Raw genomic sequence first — 14,557 nt, forward strand, 5'->3', positions numbered from 1 at the left:
CGCAAATTTGCAGGAATAACAAGGTTTTGAATTAGGAAATCCACTCAAATCCCAGGTAAGGAACCAGTACCTCAGGCATCTTTATTCCCTTTTCGCTCTGATTATTTTCGAGTAACGCAGCGACTATCCGGGGTAATGCCAGGGCACTCCCGTTAAGCGTATGGGCCAATACGGTTTTCCGGTCCTGATTTTTGAACCGTAGTTTTAATCGGTTGGATTGATAGGTTTCAAAGTTACTCACCGAACTTACCTCCAGCCACCGTTCCTGGGCGGCGGAGAAAACTTCCATGTCGTAGGTCAGGGCAGAAGTAAATCCCATATCGCCTCCGCAAAGCCGCAGAACCCGGTAGGGAAGCTCCAGCTTTTGCAAAAGATGCTGCACGTGTAGGCTCATTTCCTCCAGGGTTGGGTAAGAATGGTCAGGATGGGTTATCTGGACGATCTCGACTTTGTCAAACTGGTGAAGCCGGTTAAGTCCTCGTACGTGTGCGCCCCAGTTTCCGGCCTCTCTTCTGAAACAAGGGGTAAACCCTGCATTTTTTTTCGGTAAATCAGCTTCTGCCAGCACCTCATTACGATACATATTGGTAATGGGGACCTCGGCGGTAGGGATCAGGTAGAGCCCGTCCTCAGCCGCAAGGTACATTTGGCCTTCCTTGTCCGGTAACTGCCCCGTGGCATACCCGCTTTCTTCATTGATCATAATGGGCGGTTGTACTTCACGGTAACCTGCTTTTTCGGCTTCATCTAAGAAAAAGTTCACGAGAGCCCGTTGTAATTTGGCTCCTTTACCTTTGTAAACCGGAAACCCGGCTCCTGTGATTTTAACGCCCAGTTCAAAATCAACAATATCGTATTTTTTGATCAAGTCCCAGTGAGGGGATTTTTGTGAAGGATTTAATTCGGGGATTTGCCCGTTTTGTAATACGACCTCATTATCTTCAGCAGATTTCCCTGCCGGCACCGATTCGTGCGGAATATTGGGTATGGAGTAGAGTAATTGTGTCAGGGAATTTTCGCAGCTACTGTATTGCTCCTCTAACGCTTTGACTTGGGATTTTATCGCAGCCGTTTGTTCTTTAATGCCTTCGGCTTCCTCCTTTTTTCCACTTTTCATCAATTGCCCGATTTGTTTTGCCAGGGCATTGGATTCGGCCTGTAGGGAGTCTCTTTCTACCTGCGTTTGCTTCCTTTTATCATCCAGATCCAGCACCTGCTGAAGCAGAGCTTCCGGATTTGGAACGTTTCTTTTTGTTAATCCCTGGCAGGCACGCTCGAAATTTTCTCTTATCTCATTTACCAGAAGCATAGGTTGGGGGCTTTTTCAGTTCAAAATTTAGCATGCAAAGATAAGGAATAAGTTTCGGGCAACCGGTATTTTATGGATAATTTGGAATCCCTGATTGGCAAAATTGTGCGAATTGACTATCTTCAAACTTTATCTTTTACCAACCCTTAATTTAGTATATGAAAGCCAAGGTTATTGCCGTTTTATTTTGTTTTATTTCCGTTTATTCGGTACTGGCCCAGCAGGACCCGTTACGGATTATTATGATTGGTGCGCATCCGGATGATTGTGATATAAAAGGTGGAGGAACCGCCTCCTTATATGTAGCCATGGGCCATAAGGTGAAATTTGTTTCGGTGACCAATGGGGATGCAGGGCACATGGAAGAAGGGGGAGGGATGCTCGCCAAAAGACGTATCGCCGAAACCCAGGAAGTAGCCAGAAGGATGGGGGTGGAGTACGATGTACTCGACAATCACGATGGAGAATTGTTGCCCACGCTGGAAATCCGCCTTCAGATAATCCGGAAAATCCGCGAGTGGAACGCTGACGTGGTCATTGCGCCCCGTCCCAACGATTACCATCCCGATCACCGATACACCGGGGTGCTGGTGCAGGATGCAGCTTACATGGTGGGAGTACCCAATGTGGCCCCAGATACGCCGCCTTTAAAGAAAAATCCCGTCTTTCTCTATTTTCAAGACCATTTTAAAAAGCCCAATCCGTTTGAACCGCACGTAGCTGTGGATATCACTCCCGTCATCGATAAAAAAATCAGCGGCATGGACGCTCACGAATCTCAGTTTTACGAGTGGTTGCCTTGGATTGGTGGCTATGCAGATGAAGTGCCGGAAGGGAAAGCGGAAAGAAAGGAATGGTTAAAAGGAAAACGATTTGGTAGCATTAACCCCGCCGTACGGGAAAGCCTTGAAAAATGGTATGGAGCAGGTAGGGCTGAGGAGGTTCAATATGCAGAAGCCTTTGAAGTATGTGAATACGGCTCTCAACCTTCAGAGGAAGACCTGAAAAGGCTTTTTCCCATGCTCGGTAAGTGAGTTTTTTACTTCAATCAGCTAATGAGTAGCCGAATCGATTAACTCTAAAAGTTGTAAATTTGATGAAACCGACCATGAGGAGAACGGCACTCGGGGATAATCAAAAGTACCTGCCTGCCGGTAGGTTCGACATAGTCCCTAATCAGCTTCGGGGCAGGTTATCCCGACTTACGGTAGGGGACAAGTTGTGACCAATCAAAGAAAATTATAAATACATGAAGGGAAAGAATATTTTGGTAACTGGCGGTGCCAGTGGTATTGGACTAGCGATCGTTAAAAAATTTGCTACCGCCGGAGGTAAGGTTTACCTGCTGGATTTTAATGCAGAAAATGGTCAAAAAGTAACCTCAAGGCTAAAGGAGGAAGGCTTTCAGGTTGAATTTAGAAAAATGAATGTCGCAGTCCGACAAGAAGTTCAGGAAGTGGTGGATGGGATCGAAGGGAATATAGATGTGTTGGTAAACAATGCAGGTGTCTCTCACATCGGCAACCTGGAAAGTACGGAAGAAGCGGACCTGGATCGATTGTATGCGGTCAATATAAAAGGAGTGTTTCACTGTTCGAAAGCAGTGATTGGAAGAATGAAATCCCAGGGAGGAGGCGTTATCATCAATATGGCCTCGGTGTCGGCTACCATGGGAATTCCCGATCGATTTGCCTATTCTATGACGAAAGGGGCAGTGCTTAACATGACGCTGACCATTGCCAGGGATTACGTAAAGGATAACATTCGGTGCAATGCCATTTCTCCTGCCCGGATCCATACTCCCTTTGTAGACGACTACCTGGCAAAAACGTATCCGGGAAAAGAGAAGGAAATTTTTGACCAGCTGGCAGCCACCCAGCCGGTGGGAAGGATGGGAAGTCCGGAAGAAGTGGCCAATATGGCCTTTTTTCTAGCTTCCGATGAAGCGGCCTTTCTTACAGGCGCAGATTACCTGGTAGATGGTGGTTTTTGTAAATTAAAAATGTAATAACTATAAATAGAAGTAACCCATGAAATTAATTCGTTTTGGAAAAGTAGGGAATGAAAAACCAGGTGTTGTCACTGACTCCGGGAAAATACTAGATTGTTCTGCCTATGGAGCCGACTGGACTGCCGCTTTTTTAGGTGAAACAAGCCGCCTGGAGAATTTTAAAAAATGGTTGGCATCGAATAGCGACTCTTGTCCGGAGGTAAATGCCTCAGAAAGGCTAGGTTCGCCTGTTCCTTTTCCATCTAAAATCATGTGCGTCGGGCTGAACTACTCCCTTCATGCCAAAGAAAGTGGCATGGAAGTGCCCAAGCAACCGGTATTATTTATGAAGGCCACTTCAGCACTATCTGGTCCGTTCGATCCCATTGTCATTCCAAAAAATTCAAATGCTACTGATTGGGAGGTGGAATTGGCTATTGTCATCGGTAAGAAAGCGAGTTACGTATCGGAGGAAGAAGCGATGGACCATGTTTTCGGATACGTGCTTCACAACGATGTCAGTGAAAGGGAGTTTCAATTGCAGCATGGGGGGCAGTGGGTGAAAGGCAAGAGCTGTGACACCTTTGCTCCTATAGGCCCTTATCTGGTAACAAAGGAGGAAATCAAGGATCCTCATCAGTTGCGGCTATGGCTGAAGGTAAATGGGGAAATCATGCAGGATAGCAATACCTCCGATCTGGTTTTCAATGTGCCCCAATTGGTAAGTTACATCAGTCAATACATGAGTTTGCTACCGGGGGACATTATCAGTACTGGAACACCTGCTGGAGTGGGAATGGGTTTAAAACCACCCAGATACCTCAAAGCCGGCGATGAAGTGGAGCTGGGTATTGAAGGGTTGGGAGTTTCCAGGCAGCGGGTGGAGGCTATGTAGGGAGAATTCCCGAAGACCAAATCATATAAAGAGAGAAGGTAATGTCAAATTGCCTTCTCTTTTACATTTTATTCGTCAACGTTATCGAAATATACTTTCAAATGGATGCTCATTTTTTCCCTGAAACTCGAAGGAGTTCCTTCTTTCAACTCATTCAATAAATCCCGATGTATGACGGCATTCTTAACTTCTGTTTTCCCAATGATTTGTCCGCTATGGACTAAGTTAAATATCGGGTGTAGCATTTTCTGAAAGCGTAACAGCGTTTGGTTGCCGGAAATTTTGTAGAGATCTTGAATTTGTATTTTCTGGGTTACGTGGAAACAGAAAGATTGCGATTAACAGAAAAATTCCACCGGTACTGCGGAAAAAAAGCGTAAAAGAATTTTATGAATAAATGATAGGTATATGGTAAAAGACAAATTTAATGGAGCCATCGGAATACTGGTTATCACAGCTCTGGTAGCTTATGGATGTGGAGGTAAGGAAGTGAAAGATCAGACAGCTATGGAAAATAATACCGAAAAAGTGGAGGACGGTATTCAGCGAAACCTGGTGCTCAATCCCGGAGATAATAATCCCCGAAACAGTGAAGGGGATTTTATTCAGCTAAATGACGGCCGCATTCTTTTTGTTTACTCCCATTACTATGGAGCGTCTTCCAGTGATCATGCCACGGCCTATTTGGCTGGAAAGTACTCTTCCGATCAGGGGGAAAGCTGGACAGATGAGGATGTGGAGATCCTTCCTAACGAAGGGGGAATGAACGTTATGTCTGTTTCCCTCCTTCGCTTACAAAATGGGGAAATAGCCATGTTTTATTTAAGGAAAAACGATACCGATGATTGTATCCCCATGATGCGGATTTCCAGGGATGAAACCGAGACCTGGTCAGAGGCGATACCCTGTATTACAGACAAGGAAGGTTATTTTGTGTTGAACAATGACCGGGTTATTCAACTGGAAGATGGCCGGTTAATGCTTTCGGTAGCCAGGCACGCTGGTCCGGACATGGAATGGAGCGGTAAAGGGGATCTTTTTGCTTATTACTCGGATGATAATGGCCAAACCTGGCAAAGCGGTGAGGAAGTGCCCAATCCAGAGGATATTGTTCTTCAGGAGCCCGGTTTGGTGGAGTTGGAAGATGAATCTATTCTAATGTTTATCCGATCTGACGCTGGGGTTCAATGTTATTCCTATTCTCAGGATAGGGGTGAAACCTGGTCAGAGGTGGAAAAAAGTACCTTAGTGTCCCCAGTATCCCCAGCCACTATTGAAAGGATTCCGGGTACCGGAGACCTTTTGGCCGTATGGAACAATAATTTATCCGATGACCCGGAAATATCCAAGCTCAGAACCCCTTTAAATGCAGCAATCTCTACGGATGAGGGAAAAACCTGGAAAAGGACCAAAACCCTGGAAAATGACCCAGACGGTTGGTATTGTTACATTGCTATGGATTTTGTTGGAGAGGATGTTTTGCTGGGGTACTGTGCCGGGAACCGGCCTGCTGGAACCGGCCTTTCTGTAACCAATGTCAGCAAAGTGGACATGGATTGGCTCTATGAATAGATAGAATCCGGTAGATGCATTTGGTTACTAAATCCGCAAAATCCTTATGATGAGTAGGTTTCATTTAGAAATATCGCCTTCGAAATAATCAACTAATGTGAAAAGGTCAATAAATACCTAAGCTGTTTTAGGTTGACTAAATGACGGTTGCCATACATGTTAAACCTGTTTCCTACTGCTACCATAAAAGGCCCAAAACCGGGACCCAATGGGTTGATGATTGACCTCTTCCAAAAACTACTCGGAATGATTGGCGGTAGCCTTGCCGGGGTCTTTGTGCTGGCCATTTTTAGCCAAAGGGCAAATGCAATCGGTGTGATTATCGGTACCATTTCCGGGACGGCAATTACGTTTCGCATAAGCAGATATACCGATGTAAACGGCTATTTGTATGGCGCTATCAGCGTTCTAAGTTGTGTGCTTATTGGCTATGTCTTCAGCCTTCTTTTCCCAAAAGGGACCGGCCAACCTGATGGATTCACTTTTAAATCCATTGTTAAAAAATGATAATTCAAAAAGACAGAAGAAGAGCTGAAAAGAGAGTTTAAAAAAACTGGTTTACTCATCCATTACTCCTTCCTATTATTATGGGGAGGTTTTTTTTTGAGTTGTTCTGTTTTAATATGCAAATCCCGTTGAGGAAATGGGATCTCAATTTTTTCCAATGCAAAGGCCTGATAGATTTTGCGAAGGACTTCATTTTTCACCTCTAGCCATTGGTCAAAATTGGCCACCCAAAACAAAATTCGAAATTCAACAGCACTATCGCCAAAATTGTGGACAAAAATATTTGGTTTAGGGAAAGAAAGGATTCCGTCTTGAGCAAGAATTTTATCGATGACTTTATGAACCTTTTCTAGATCCGTACCATAGGCCACTCCTATCATTAGTTCTATCCGCCTGCTTTTGTTGGATAAGGTCCAATTTACGAGATGCTGTGAAAGGAGATCTCCGTTTGGAATGATCACTTCAGAACCATCATAGGCCTGAAGGGTACTGGACCGTATTCCTACCTCCTTCACTACTCCAGACCGGTTTCCCACCTCAATGGCGTCGCCTACCTGAATGGGGCGCTCAAAGGCAAGGATGATTCCTGAGACAAGGTTGTTGACAATGGTTTGTAGTCCAAATCCTATTCCTACACTAAGCGCACCCAATACGATGGCTAGCTTATCCAGGGATAAACCGGAAGCAGCTATTGCCAGGAAAAAACCAATAGTAAGAATGGCAAGCCGAATAAGCAATATGGAGGACCCCAGGCGTTTATCCCGTTGCTCCAGGTTTTGATTGTCACGAATGGACGCGAAATAGGCAATGTTTTTGGCGAGTACCGAAGATACCCAAATTAACAGAAAGAAGGTTAAGATACTCCCATAAGTAAAACTCGTGTTACCAAATGTTCTGTCTTTCTGCAGGAAGGTAATCAACTGATCTCCCAAGGTTTGGTTGAGAGATATATTTACCAACAGTAAATAAAGCCACATCAGCAAGGCTAGAAAGGAGAAAATCTTCTTTAAGCGACTGTAAATGGCCTGGTAGTTTAGGAAATTGGCATAGTCTTTTTGGTTTTCCTTACTTAATTCGGACTGCAGGTAAATTCCTTCCATAACCACCAGGACAAATACATAAAGGGATATGCCCTGCATGGTGCTGAGTGTGGAGGCAACCCCCAATATTTTTCCCAGGCTGAACCTTCCTATGATATGAAATGCAATGGACATGAGTTGCATGGCAAGAAAAAAATAAATCAGGTAAGGTAAATTAATTGGAAACAGATGCTGTTTTTCTTTGATCAGTTTCAAAAGCTGAATTCCCATAACGATACCCACCATAGAGAAACCCAGCAGGTACCATTTTTCCTGATGGGCCAATTGGGTAATAAGATTACTAGACCCGAATACCAAAAAGGAGCCTACCATTACCGACCATAGGACCATGGATCGGCGATCAAGGACTATGCGAATAAGAAAAGTAGTCACCAAAACGCTTCCAAACAAAAAGCTTAGGATCAATAAGTAGGGGGGGAAACTAAACAGGTACGGGCCAACCGTCAAAAGGATAAGGGCTGTTCCCAGGAAGGGTGAATACCTCAGGTATTTGCTACGTTGCAGGATAAGACTGGAAAAATCCTTGGTTTGACTGATTTTTTCGATCATCGTTCGAATCCAGAAGTAAATAAGTAAGAAGGCAGCTATCAAAAAAATAAGCCAACCATACTTGGTTTCCAGGTAGTGTTTCAATATCACCCGGTTGAGAATCAAGGTTTCCTGAATAACCTCCGAAAATGGTTTTTTAGAAGTAGTGGCATGAGCCTGCCAGAGGTACGGACTGTCTCTTTTCAAAAGATCACGCCTGAATTCCGCTTGTCGCAAGCGCACCGACTCCAGCAGTTCGTCCAATTGGATTTTTATTCCGGAAAGTTGCGTCTGAATCCGAAGCCCTGCAAATCGCTTTACCCTATACAGGCTATCTACGTTTTGGAATCTTTTCTCTAGTGCTTCCTTTTGCTGTAAATAGCCCAGCAAAGGTTCCGTTTCTCGCTTACCTTTATTTTCACTTAAAGCTTGGTTAATTCTACTTAGCTTTTCTTCCGCATCAATTAAGTCGGTAGATCTTTTATTGATGGCTTCTTGCCATTTGTTTACTTGTTGGTTATACCCAATAATCAGGTTTTCCAATTCATTCAAAAACCGTAAATTCACCGTGCTTTGCTCCGTCAAGGATTGTTCGCGAATCCGATTGAGCACCATTTCTATGACTGGAAGCTCTTCCTGAAGGAAGGAGGTATCCTGAGTTTGTCGCAACCTTGCCTGAGTTTCTTGCAAGGTATTCAGGAATTTTTGGTTCTGCTGGATGCGTTCACCCATACTCAACGGTTCTTTTGCCAGTGAGTCAGCCAGATTGACAGTGTCATTTTTCACTTGCGGGACTAGATCAAGAAGCTGACTACCGCTTTGAGAAAAGGCGGAAACCGAACTTATTATACAAAAGAGGCCATAAAAAAGACTGTAGTACACCGTACCCACTTTTTTTAAAGTAGTCGTGAAGATCGAGGTATGCCTGCTCATTTGATGAATTGAAGGTTGAGCATAAAGGAAACGGATGAATTTTAATTAAATTTAATAGAAAAATATCGGATCAGGAGATTTAATTTAATATGTTTTTTGTTTATAGGGGAGTTGCGATTGAATGGCTTTAGCGAGTTGTGTTCTATTGGTAGTAAAAGCCTAAGAGAAGAATGTTTGTTAATTGCTGTTAAAATCCTTCGATTTTAGTGTAGTGGCATTGTTTTGGCAACAACTTATTGCACGAAAAGACGTGTATAATTGAGGTAATTTAAAAGAAAGGTATACAATGAATAGAAAACAGTTTTTCCTAGGAATGATCCTGGCGTCCCTGATTGGCGGTATGGTAGCCGTATTGGGGGTCAGTTTGTTACAAAACAACCAGGATTCATCCACCAATTTTACAGAGAAACAAGATACAAGTTTAGTTAATTGGTTGGCAGACGATCGATTTGTGATTCCGGAAGGAATTAACTTTGTGGCTTCTGCAGAGCAGGTAACACCAGCGGTTGTCCACGTACGAAGTACGGTTACGATGGGAAATAGGGAAAGTGGTGTGGATCCCCTGGAAGAATTTTTCGGGTTTCGGTCCCCCCGAGGAGAAGCCCCCCCGAGACAGGGAAGGAGTTCTGGATCTGGAGCCATCATTTCTAAAGATGGATACATTGTGACCAATAACCACGTGATAGATAATGCTTCCAAGGTTGACGTTACACTGGAAGACAACCGGCGATTTACCGCTAAAGTCATCGGGACTGACCCTACCACTGACTTAGCATTGTTGAAGATCGAGGCAAACAACTTGCCTTTTATTCCATTTGGTGATTCAGATCAGGCAAAGATTGGACAATGGGTGCTGGCAGTGGGAAACCCTTATGAGCTTAATTCAACGGTTACTGCTGGCATTATCAGTGCCAAGTCCAGAAATATTGGTATTCTCCGAGACGAGAGTAATCTCCAGGTTGAATCGTTCATTCAGACAGATGCAGCAGTGAATCCAGGAAATTCAGGAGGGCCGTTGGTGAATTTGAATGGCGAAATTGTGGGCATCAATACAGCCATCGCTTCCCGAACGGGTGGTTTTAGCGGTTATTCCTTTGCAGTTCCAAGTGCGATTGCCAAAAAAGTGATGGATGATTTGCTTGAGTTTGGAACGGTACAAAGAGGATTGTTGGGAGTTATCATCATGGATGTTAATGCCGATTTAGAGGAATTCATCGGTGAAGAGGTATCTGTGAATAGAGGAGTTTATATAAGAGAAGTCAACGAAGGAAGCGGGGGTGAAGAAGCCGGATTGCAGAAAGGCGATATCATTATCGGCGTAGATGGTTTTGACACGTACACTACTTCCGCCCTGCAGGAACGAGTGGCCAGAAAACGTCCAGGAGATCAGGTGGAAGTAACCTTTCTGAGGGACGGAGAGGAAATGACTACCAAGGCCACCTTGAAAAATATATCTGGTGACACGAAAGTGGTTATTAAAGAATTACCCAAAACAACTGAGTTTGAAGGAGTAATTTTTGAGGATTTGAATGCTTCTGTTAAAGAGCGGCTTGATCTGGAAGGTGGGGCATCTATTTCAGTGATTGATAATGATGCCTGGCGAGAAGCTGGAGTTAATGAAGGATTTATCATTACCAAAATTGGCAGAACCAAAATTATGAGTGGTGCAGACGTGCTAGAAGCACTCAAAAACTATAAAGGAGAAGAGGTAACCGTATTGGGCGTTTATCCCAATGGTCAACGTTCCTACTACGATTTGGACTTATAATTTTGAAGTAATAGACGTGAAAAAGGCTGCTCTTTAATTAGAGCAGCCTTTTTTTTGCCTTACAGAAACTGTATGAAATAATTTCAAAAAAAACACCCCACCCACAGGCGAAAAATAATGACTGGTTCAACCCTTGAATGGTGGTAGCCAGATAAAACCAATATATTTAAAGCCCATAGAAAATGAATTAAAATTTTGTCATGGCTTATAGAAAAGAGCATTTCGGTTTAGTTAGTTGTCTGTTTTTGTTGTTTTCTTGTGGGCCGGAAGGGGCCAAAGAAGGAGGAAACATGTATGGTGACAATTTCCTCCATAAACTTTCGTACAATATCCAGGTTTGATAATGGATTTGGATGCAGGGTTCAAAGGCGTTCCCTTGCCTATGGACTTTGATGGTGATGGAGACCTTGATTTACTTATTTCAGAATCGGGTAGCTATACGGAGTCCGGGATATTCTATTTCGAAAACGTCTCAGGAAATGTTCAAATGCCTTTATTCAAACGAAGAATAAAAGTGTCATTTGAACGGAGAAGACTAGGGGATGAAGGGGCCAGGTTTCATGTGTCGGAAGTGCTAGGCCGCATTCATGTGCTGACACCAAATAGGGTGAGGGAAAAATTGATTATTTATAAAGATGTTCCTGAAAATGTATTTTGGGATGAAAATGAAGTAATGCTTCCTGAAGAAGGGTATGACTACTTGCACAATTGCAAGACTGAATGGAAGAACACATCAAAGAAAGGGAAATAAGACTTACAATAAAAAAAACAAAGGAGGCCTTAATTGTTCCATTAAACGTCTATTCTAAATATATCCTTGAAAAATATAAGGAGCGAGCGTATCCTATTCCTGTTATATCCAACCAGAAGTTTAATAAATACATCAAAGAGCTGTGCGAAAAGGCCGAGATAAACGAGCACCTAGAAATAATTCGATTCAGGGGAGCGGAAAAAATATCCAAAATCTACCCTAAATATAAAGTCATCAGCGCCCACTCCGGACGTAAAACCTTTGCCACTCTCTCCCTGGAAAAAGGGATTCCGGCCGAAACTGTCATGAAGATAACAGGCCATGCAGATTACAAAAGTTTCCAACGGTATGTGAAAGTTACGGAAGAAAGAAAAAGAAACGAGATGCAGAAAGCCTGGGGAGCCCCATAAAAAAAACTAAAAATTGAAATGAACCCAGGTAAAAACCGCCGCCGCCGTCGAGTTCCTTGCCGTTAAACCTGTAACGGTGGGCACCCGTCCAAAGCTTGAAATATCCTCATCAGACATTTCAATTCCGGATTTTAAATTTGAAAAGTAATTCTTTACAGCAACTTTTTGGAAAAACCTTCGAACGAACTCTTCATTTCTTAATAACAGTCTCCCGAATCACCGGAACCCAGTCCGGAGACGGTGAGGGTATGGCTTGCCGTGTCCCGGGAATTTAGCGGCACGCCGTTGTTAAACCATTGGTATTCGGATTTCGGACTGGTCCCCCGGTCTATAGCCGTCATAAAGACCTGGGTCTTGCCGGACAGTTTGTTGGTTGTTTTGGTTGCGTCCACCAGGTCCTGAATCCCGTATGAGGAAGTATTGTCAATTAGATAATAAAATTGCTCTAGCGTCATATTTTATTTCGGTTTAGAACACTAATCACCAATTTCTTCACCGTGTCCATTTCCTCAGGTTTGCTTGATGCGATAAACAAAGTTAAGCTAGCCAATGCATCATTGCTGATAATTGAAATTCCTTCTCTATTATGCAATAGGTTATTTGACTGTAAAAAGAGAAGAAAACAAGCTGCGGCAATCCTTTTGTTGCCATCAACGAAACCATGGTTTTTTACAATTAGGTAAAGAAGCATGGCAGCTTTCTCTTCTAAGGTTGGGTAGAAGTCCTCTTCGCCAAAGCCTTTGCCGATTTGTGAAATGGCACTCTCAAAGCTTCCGTCCTTTTCTTTTCCAAAAACGCCCGACTCAAACTCGGACTTCATAGATGAGATTACATGTTGGTAATCCGATAGTTCGGGATAATTAGCCGTTCTCTTACTTAAACCTTTTGTATCTAGATTTTCATGATCGTAATCGTCCAGCAATTCCAGTCCTTTCGCAAAATGGTTCAGCCAATCCAGGTTTTGATTATTAACTTTATGTTCTATTGCCCGGCTTAAGATCCTAATTCCGTCCTTAAGCGTTTGGACTTCCTGTTGCTTTTGTGCCAATCTTTTTTCATTGATGACGTAGCCCTGCACGAGGTAGTCTTTGAGTCGCTGGGTGGCCCATTGGCGAAATTGCGTGCCTTGTGCAGATTTGACCCGGTAGCCAACTGATATAATTACATCAAGATTATAGTGGTCTACTTGGTAGGATTTTCCGTCTAATGCAGTTGTCGCAAAATTTGCGACAACTGCATCCTTTTCTAATTCACCATCATTGAAAACGTTGTTGATATGTTTTCCTATAGTTTTTACATCTCTCCCGAAAAGGACAGCCATCTGATTTCTGTTTAGCCAAACAGATTCTTTCTCAACCAAAACTTCAATCTGAGTCTGGCCATCACTTCCTTGGTAGATTTCGATTTTACTTTCCATGATTTTTGAGTATTCCCTAAATTCTGCAATCTCCATGTTTTTCATCAATTTTGGGAACTATTTCCAAATTTAACTAATTTGGGGCTGACTTGGAGGCTGTAAAACTAACACCTTAAACCTATTGGCTTCTATAAACTGTGGGTTAAAAAAATCCGAGTTGCGAGGTTTTTTCTTCTCCCATCTCCCTTACAAAGCCGTAGTTAAGGCTTGGGAAGGGAGATGGGCGAGTCGGTGTTTGGTTGAAAAAAACCATTAGGTTTTGTCAGACAAACACACAACTTGCAAGCAAGGACTGCCCACAACGGATTTGTTGTTGTCCAAAACGGAGTTTTCCGGTTTGTAGATTGAATTCAATGAACGGCTTTCGAATTGTAATTTAGTTGAATAATTATATTTTTATCTATATAAAAATAAATATAGGTATGAAAGTATCTACCTATTGGGATAGAACACTTCCTGTATGTGAATTTACAGGGCTAAAACTGTTTTCTTCTTTTTTCACTCGCAAATACTTCGTTTAGTCTCAGATTGTTCATGAGCGTATTGGGACGTAAAGTATCTGATATAAGGGTCTTTATGAAAAAATATAGACTGGAATTATGAATTTAAACCGGAAGTTGATTGGTTCGTCTAAAATGTAAATTAAACTTATCCGAATTGGAGGAGTTTGCAAATTTGAGATTTCTAAATTTTAAAAACTTAAATTTAAAGCCCCATAATTAGCCCCATAGTTAAAAAAAAAAGAAACTTAACTATCTAAAATATAGACAATTAGGATTCTATTCCGTGGGAGTTGAGGGATTCGAACCCCCGACCCTTCCGATGGTAATCGGAATGCTCTGAAGCAACTAGCCGGATTTTAAGATCAGTTCCTGTATTTTAATTCTGCTTTTCCACTTTTTGACTTGAGTTTCCCTGGCGAAGGCCTCTTCTTTAGTATCAAATTCCTCGGCATACACCAATTTCCAATCCGGAACGGTGCCCGTAAAGCCTTTATGATTGGAGTTATGTTTGCGAATGCGCTCGGGTAAATCGTCACAGGTATGCCCCAGATAGAATCTGTTTCTAAAATCCGAGAAGAGTATGTAAAAATGGCACCTCATAAACAAAAAAAGCCTCAGAAAGGAGGCTAATTGTGGGAGTTGAGGGATTCGAACCCCCGACCCTCTGCTTGTAAGGCAGATGCTCTGAACCAACTGAGCTAAACTCCCAAAATATCAATAAGTCAATTGGTTTTTTCGGGATTTGAACTCCCGACCCTTCCGATGGTAATCGGAATGCTCTGAACCAACTGAGCTAAACTCCCAACATATCAACTGCACAATCAATCTAAAATCCTTGATTTGGTTTCGTCTAAACCAGATGGGAATGCAAATG

At 42.8% G+C, this 14,557-nt stretch carries 15 protein-coding genes and 1 tRNA gene; 10 read left to right on the plus strand and 6 right to left on the minus strand.

Annotation, left to right across the window (positions count from 1 at the left end; genetic code table 11):
• Positions 1–31: 31 nt before the first annotated feature.
• Entirely contained in the window at positions 32–1,309 is a 1,278-nt protein-coding gene (serS, locus tag GJS45_RS10050) for a serine--tRNA ligase (protein ID WP_162341504.1), read from the minus strand.
• Between the two features lie 158 nt (positions 1,310–1,467).
• On the opposite strand from serS, the gene GJS45_RS10055 reads away from it, so the two are divergent.
• The 6 genes from GJS45_RS10055 (at position 1,468) to GJS45_RS10075 (ending at position 6,273) form a co-directional block, all read left to right on the plus strand.
• Positions 1,468–2,343, plus strand: coding sequence for a PIG-L deacetylase family protein (locus GJS45_RS10055; RefSeq protein ID WP_162341522.1), 876 nt, complete (start codon positions 1,468–1,470; stop codon positions 2,341–2,343).
• Positions 2,344–2,405: 62 nt separating this feature from the next.
• Positions 2,406–2,534 carry a hypothetical protein gene (locus GJS45_RS23940; protein ID WP_262887934.1) on the plus strand — a complete coding sequence of 43 codons (129 nt, stop codon included), beginning with the start codon at positions 2,406–2,408 and terminating at the stop codon, positions 2,532–2,534.
• Positions 2,535–2,558: 24 nt separating this feature from the next.
• A complete protein-coding gene (locus GJS45_RS10060) occupies positions 2,559–3,317 on the plus strand; it encodes an SDR family NAD(P)-dependent oxidoreductase (protein WP_162341524.1) in 759 nt (252 codons plus the stop codon).
• Positions 3,318–3,339: 22 nt separating this feature from the next.
• Positions 3,340–4,194: a fumarylacetoacetate hydrolase family protein gene (locus GJS45_RS10065; protein ID WP_162341526.1), complete on the plus strand. Its 855-nt coding sequence runs from the start codon at positions 3,340–3,342 to the stop codon at positions 4,192–4,194.
• A gap of 408 nt (positions 4,195–4,602) precedes the next feature.
• Complete coding sequence (locus GJS45_RS10070; protein ID WP_162341528.1) at positions 4,603–5,766, plus strand: sialidase family protein; 1,164 nt, start codon at positions 4,603–4,605, stop codon at positions 5,764–5,766.
• 156 nt (positions 5,767–5,922) lie between these two features.
• A complete protein-coding gene (locus tag GJS45_RS10075) occupies positions 5,923–6,273 on the plus strand; it encodes a hypothetical protein (protein ID WP_202928068.1) in 351 nt (116 codons plus the stop codon).
• A gap of 62 nt (positions 6,274–6,335) precedes the next feature.
• Here GJS45_RS10075 and GJS45_RS10080 read toward each other — a convergent pair whose 3' ends face one another.
• Positions 6,336–8,687 carry a mechanosensitive ion channel family protein gene (locus GJS45_RS10080; RefSeq protein WP_162341530.1) on the minus strand — a complete coding sequence of 784 codons (2,352 nt, stop codon included), beginning with the start codon at positions 8,685–8,687 and terminating at the stop codon, positions 6,336–6,338.
• A gap of 433 nt (positions 8,688–9,120) precedes the next feature.
• On the opposite strand from GJS45_RS10080, the gene GJS45_RS10085 reads away from it, so the two are divergent.
• The 4 genes from GJS45_RS10085 to GJS45_RS10100 all read left to right on the plus strand — a co-directional run bounded on the left by GJS45_RS10085 (position 9,121) and on the right by GJS45_RS10100 (position 11,763).
• Positions 9,121–10,602 carry a Do family serine endopeptidase gene (locus GJS45_RS10085; RefSeq protein WP_162341532.1) on the plus strand — a complete coding sequence of 494 codons (1,482 nt, stop codon included), beginning with the start codon at positions 9,121–9,123 and terminating at the stop codon, positions 10,600–10,602.
• 200 nt (positions 10,603–10,802) lie between these two features.
• Positions 10,803–10,943 carry a hypothetical protein gene (locus GJS45_RS10090; RefSeq protein WP_162341534.1) on the plus strand — a complete coding sequence of 47 codons (141 nt, stop codon included), beginning with the start codon at positions 10,803–10,805 and terminating at the stop codon, positions 10,941–10,943.
• A 2-nt stretch (positions 10,944–10,945) separates the two neighbouring features.
• A complete protein-coding gene (locus GJS45_RS10095; protein WP_162341535.1) occupies positions 10,946–11,353 on the plus strand; it encodes a hypothetical protein in 408 nt (135 codons plus the stop codon).
• Positions 11,323–11,763 carry a tyrosine-type recombinase/integrase gene (locus GJS45_RS10100; protein ID WP_162341537.1) on the plus strand — a complete coding sequence of 147 codons (441 nt, stop codon included), beginning with the start codon at positions 11,323–11,325 and terminating at the stop codon, positions 11,761–11,763. The genes GJS45_RS10095 and GJS45_RS10100 overlap by 31 nt, the downstream gene beginning before the upstream one ends.
• Positions 11,764–11,960: 197 nt before the next feature.
• Here the strand turns inward: GJS45_RS10100 and GJS45_RS10105 are convergent, their stop codons facing one another.
• The 4 genes from GJS45_RS10105 to GJS45_RS10120 all read right to left on the minus strand — a co-directional run bounded on the left by GJS45_RS10105 (position 11,961) and on the right by GJS45_RS10120 (position 14,391).
• The gene (locus tag GJS45_RS10105; protein ID WP_162341539.1) at positions 11,961–12,218 is read right to left on the minus strand and encodes an immunoglobulin domain-containing family protein; all 258 of its coding nucleotides are present in this window, start codon (positions 12,216–12,218) and stop codon (positions 11,961–11,963) included.
• Positions 12,215–13,216, minus strand: coding sequence for a RhuM family protein (rhuM, locus tag GJS45_RS10110; protein WP_235954704.1), 1,002 nt, complete (start codon positions 13,214–13,216; stop codon positions 12,215–12,217). Before rhuM ends, GJS45_RS10105 begins: the two co-directional genes overlap by 4 nt.
• Positions 13,217–14,028: 812 nt before the next feature.
• Entirely contained in the window at positions 14,029–14,283 is a 255-nt protein-coding gene (locus GJS45_RS10115; protein WP_162341541.1) for a GIY-YIG nuclease family protein, read from the minus strand.
• 33 nt (positions 14,284–14,316) lie between these two features.
• A tRNA-Val gene (locus tag GJS45_RS10120) sits at positions 14,317–14,391 on the minus strand.
• Between the last annotated feature and the right edge of the window lie 166 nt (positions 14,392–14,557).

It is taken from the genome of Cyclobacterium salsum (assembly GCF_010119245.1).
GTDB lineage: Bacteria > Bacteroidota > Bacteroidia > Cytophagales > Cyclobacteriaceae > Cyclobacterium > Cyclobacterium salsum.

Bases quoted from the DNA above. Each gene is read 5' to 3' on its own strand.
- GJS45_RS10100 (WP_162341537.1), top strand. From the start codon at position 11,323: ATGGAAGAACACATCAAAGAAAGGGAAATAAGACTTACAATAAAAAAA.
- GJS45_RS10060 (WP_162341524.1), top strand. From the start codon at position 2,559: ATGAAGGGAAAGAATATTTTGGTAACTGGCGGTGCCAGTGGTATTGGA.
- GJS45_RS10065 (WP_162341526.1), top strand. From the start codon at position 3,340: ATGAAATTAATTCGTTTTGGAAAAGTAGGGAATGAAAAACCAGGTGTT.
- GJS45_RS10085 (WP_162341532.1), top strand. From the start codon at position 9,121: ATGAATAGAAAACAGTTTTTCCTAGGAATGATCCTGGCGTCCCTGATT.
- GJS45_RS10090 (WP_162341534.1), top strand. From the start codon at position 10,803: ATGGCTTATAGAAAAGAGCATTTCGGTTTAGTTAGTTGTCTGTTTTTG.
- serS (WP_162341504.1), bottom strand. From the start codon at position 1,309: ATGCTTCTGGTAAATGAGATAAGAGAAAATTTCGAGCGTGCCTGCCAG.
- GJS45_RS10115 (WP_162341541.1), bottom strand. From the start codon at position 14,283: ATGAGGTGCCATTTTTACATACTCTTCTCGGATTTTAGAAACAGATTC.
- GJS45_RS10095 (WP_162341535.1), top strand. From the start codon at position 10,946: ATGGATTTGGATGCAGGGTTCAAAGGCGTTCCCTTGCCTATGGACTTT.
- GJS45_RS10055 (WP_162341522.1), top strand. From the start codon at position 1,468: ATGAAAGCCAAGGTTATTGCCGTTTTATTTTGTTTTATTTCCGTTTAT.
- GJS45_RS10105 (WP_162341539.1), bottom strand. From the start codon at position 12,218: ATGACGCTAGAGCAATTTTATTATCTAATTGACAATACTTCCTCATAC.
- GJS45_RS10070 (WP_162341528.1), top strand. From the start codon at position 4,603: ATGGTAAAAGACAAATTTAATGGAGCCATCGGAATACTGGTTATCACA.
- GJS45_RS10075 (WP_202928068.1), top strand. From the start codon at position 5,923: ATGTTAAACCTGTTTCCTACTGCTACCATAAAAGGCCCAAAACCGGGA.
- rhuM (WP_235954704.1), bottom strand. From the start codon at position 13,216: ATGGAGATTGCAGAATTTAGGGAATACTCAAAAATCATGGAAAGTAAA.
- GJS45_RS23940 (WP_262887934.1), top strand. From the start codon at position 2,406: ATGAAACCGACCATGAGGAGAACGGCACTCGGGGATAATCAAAAGTAC.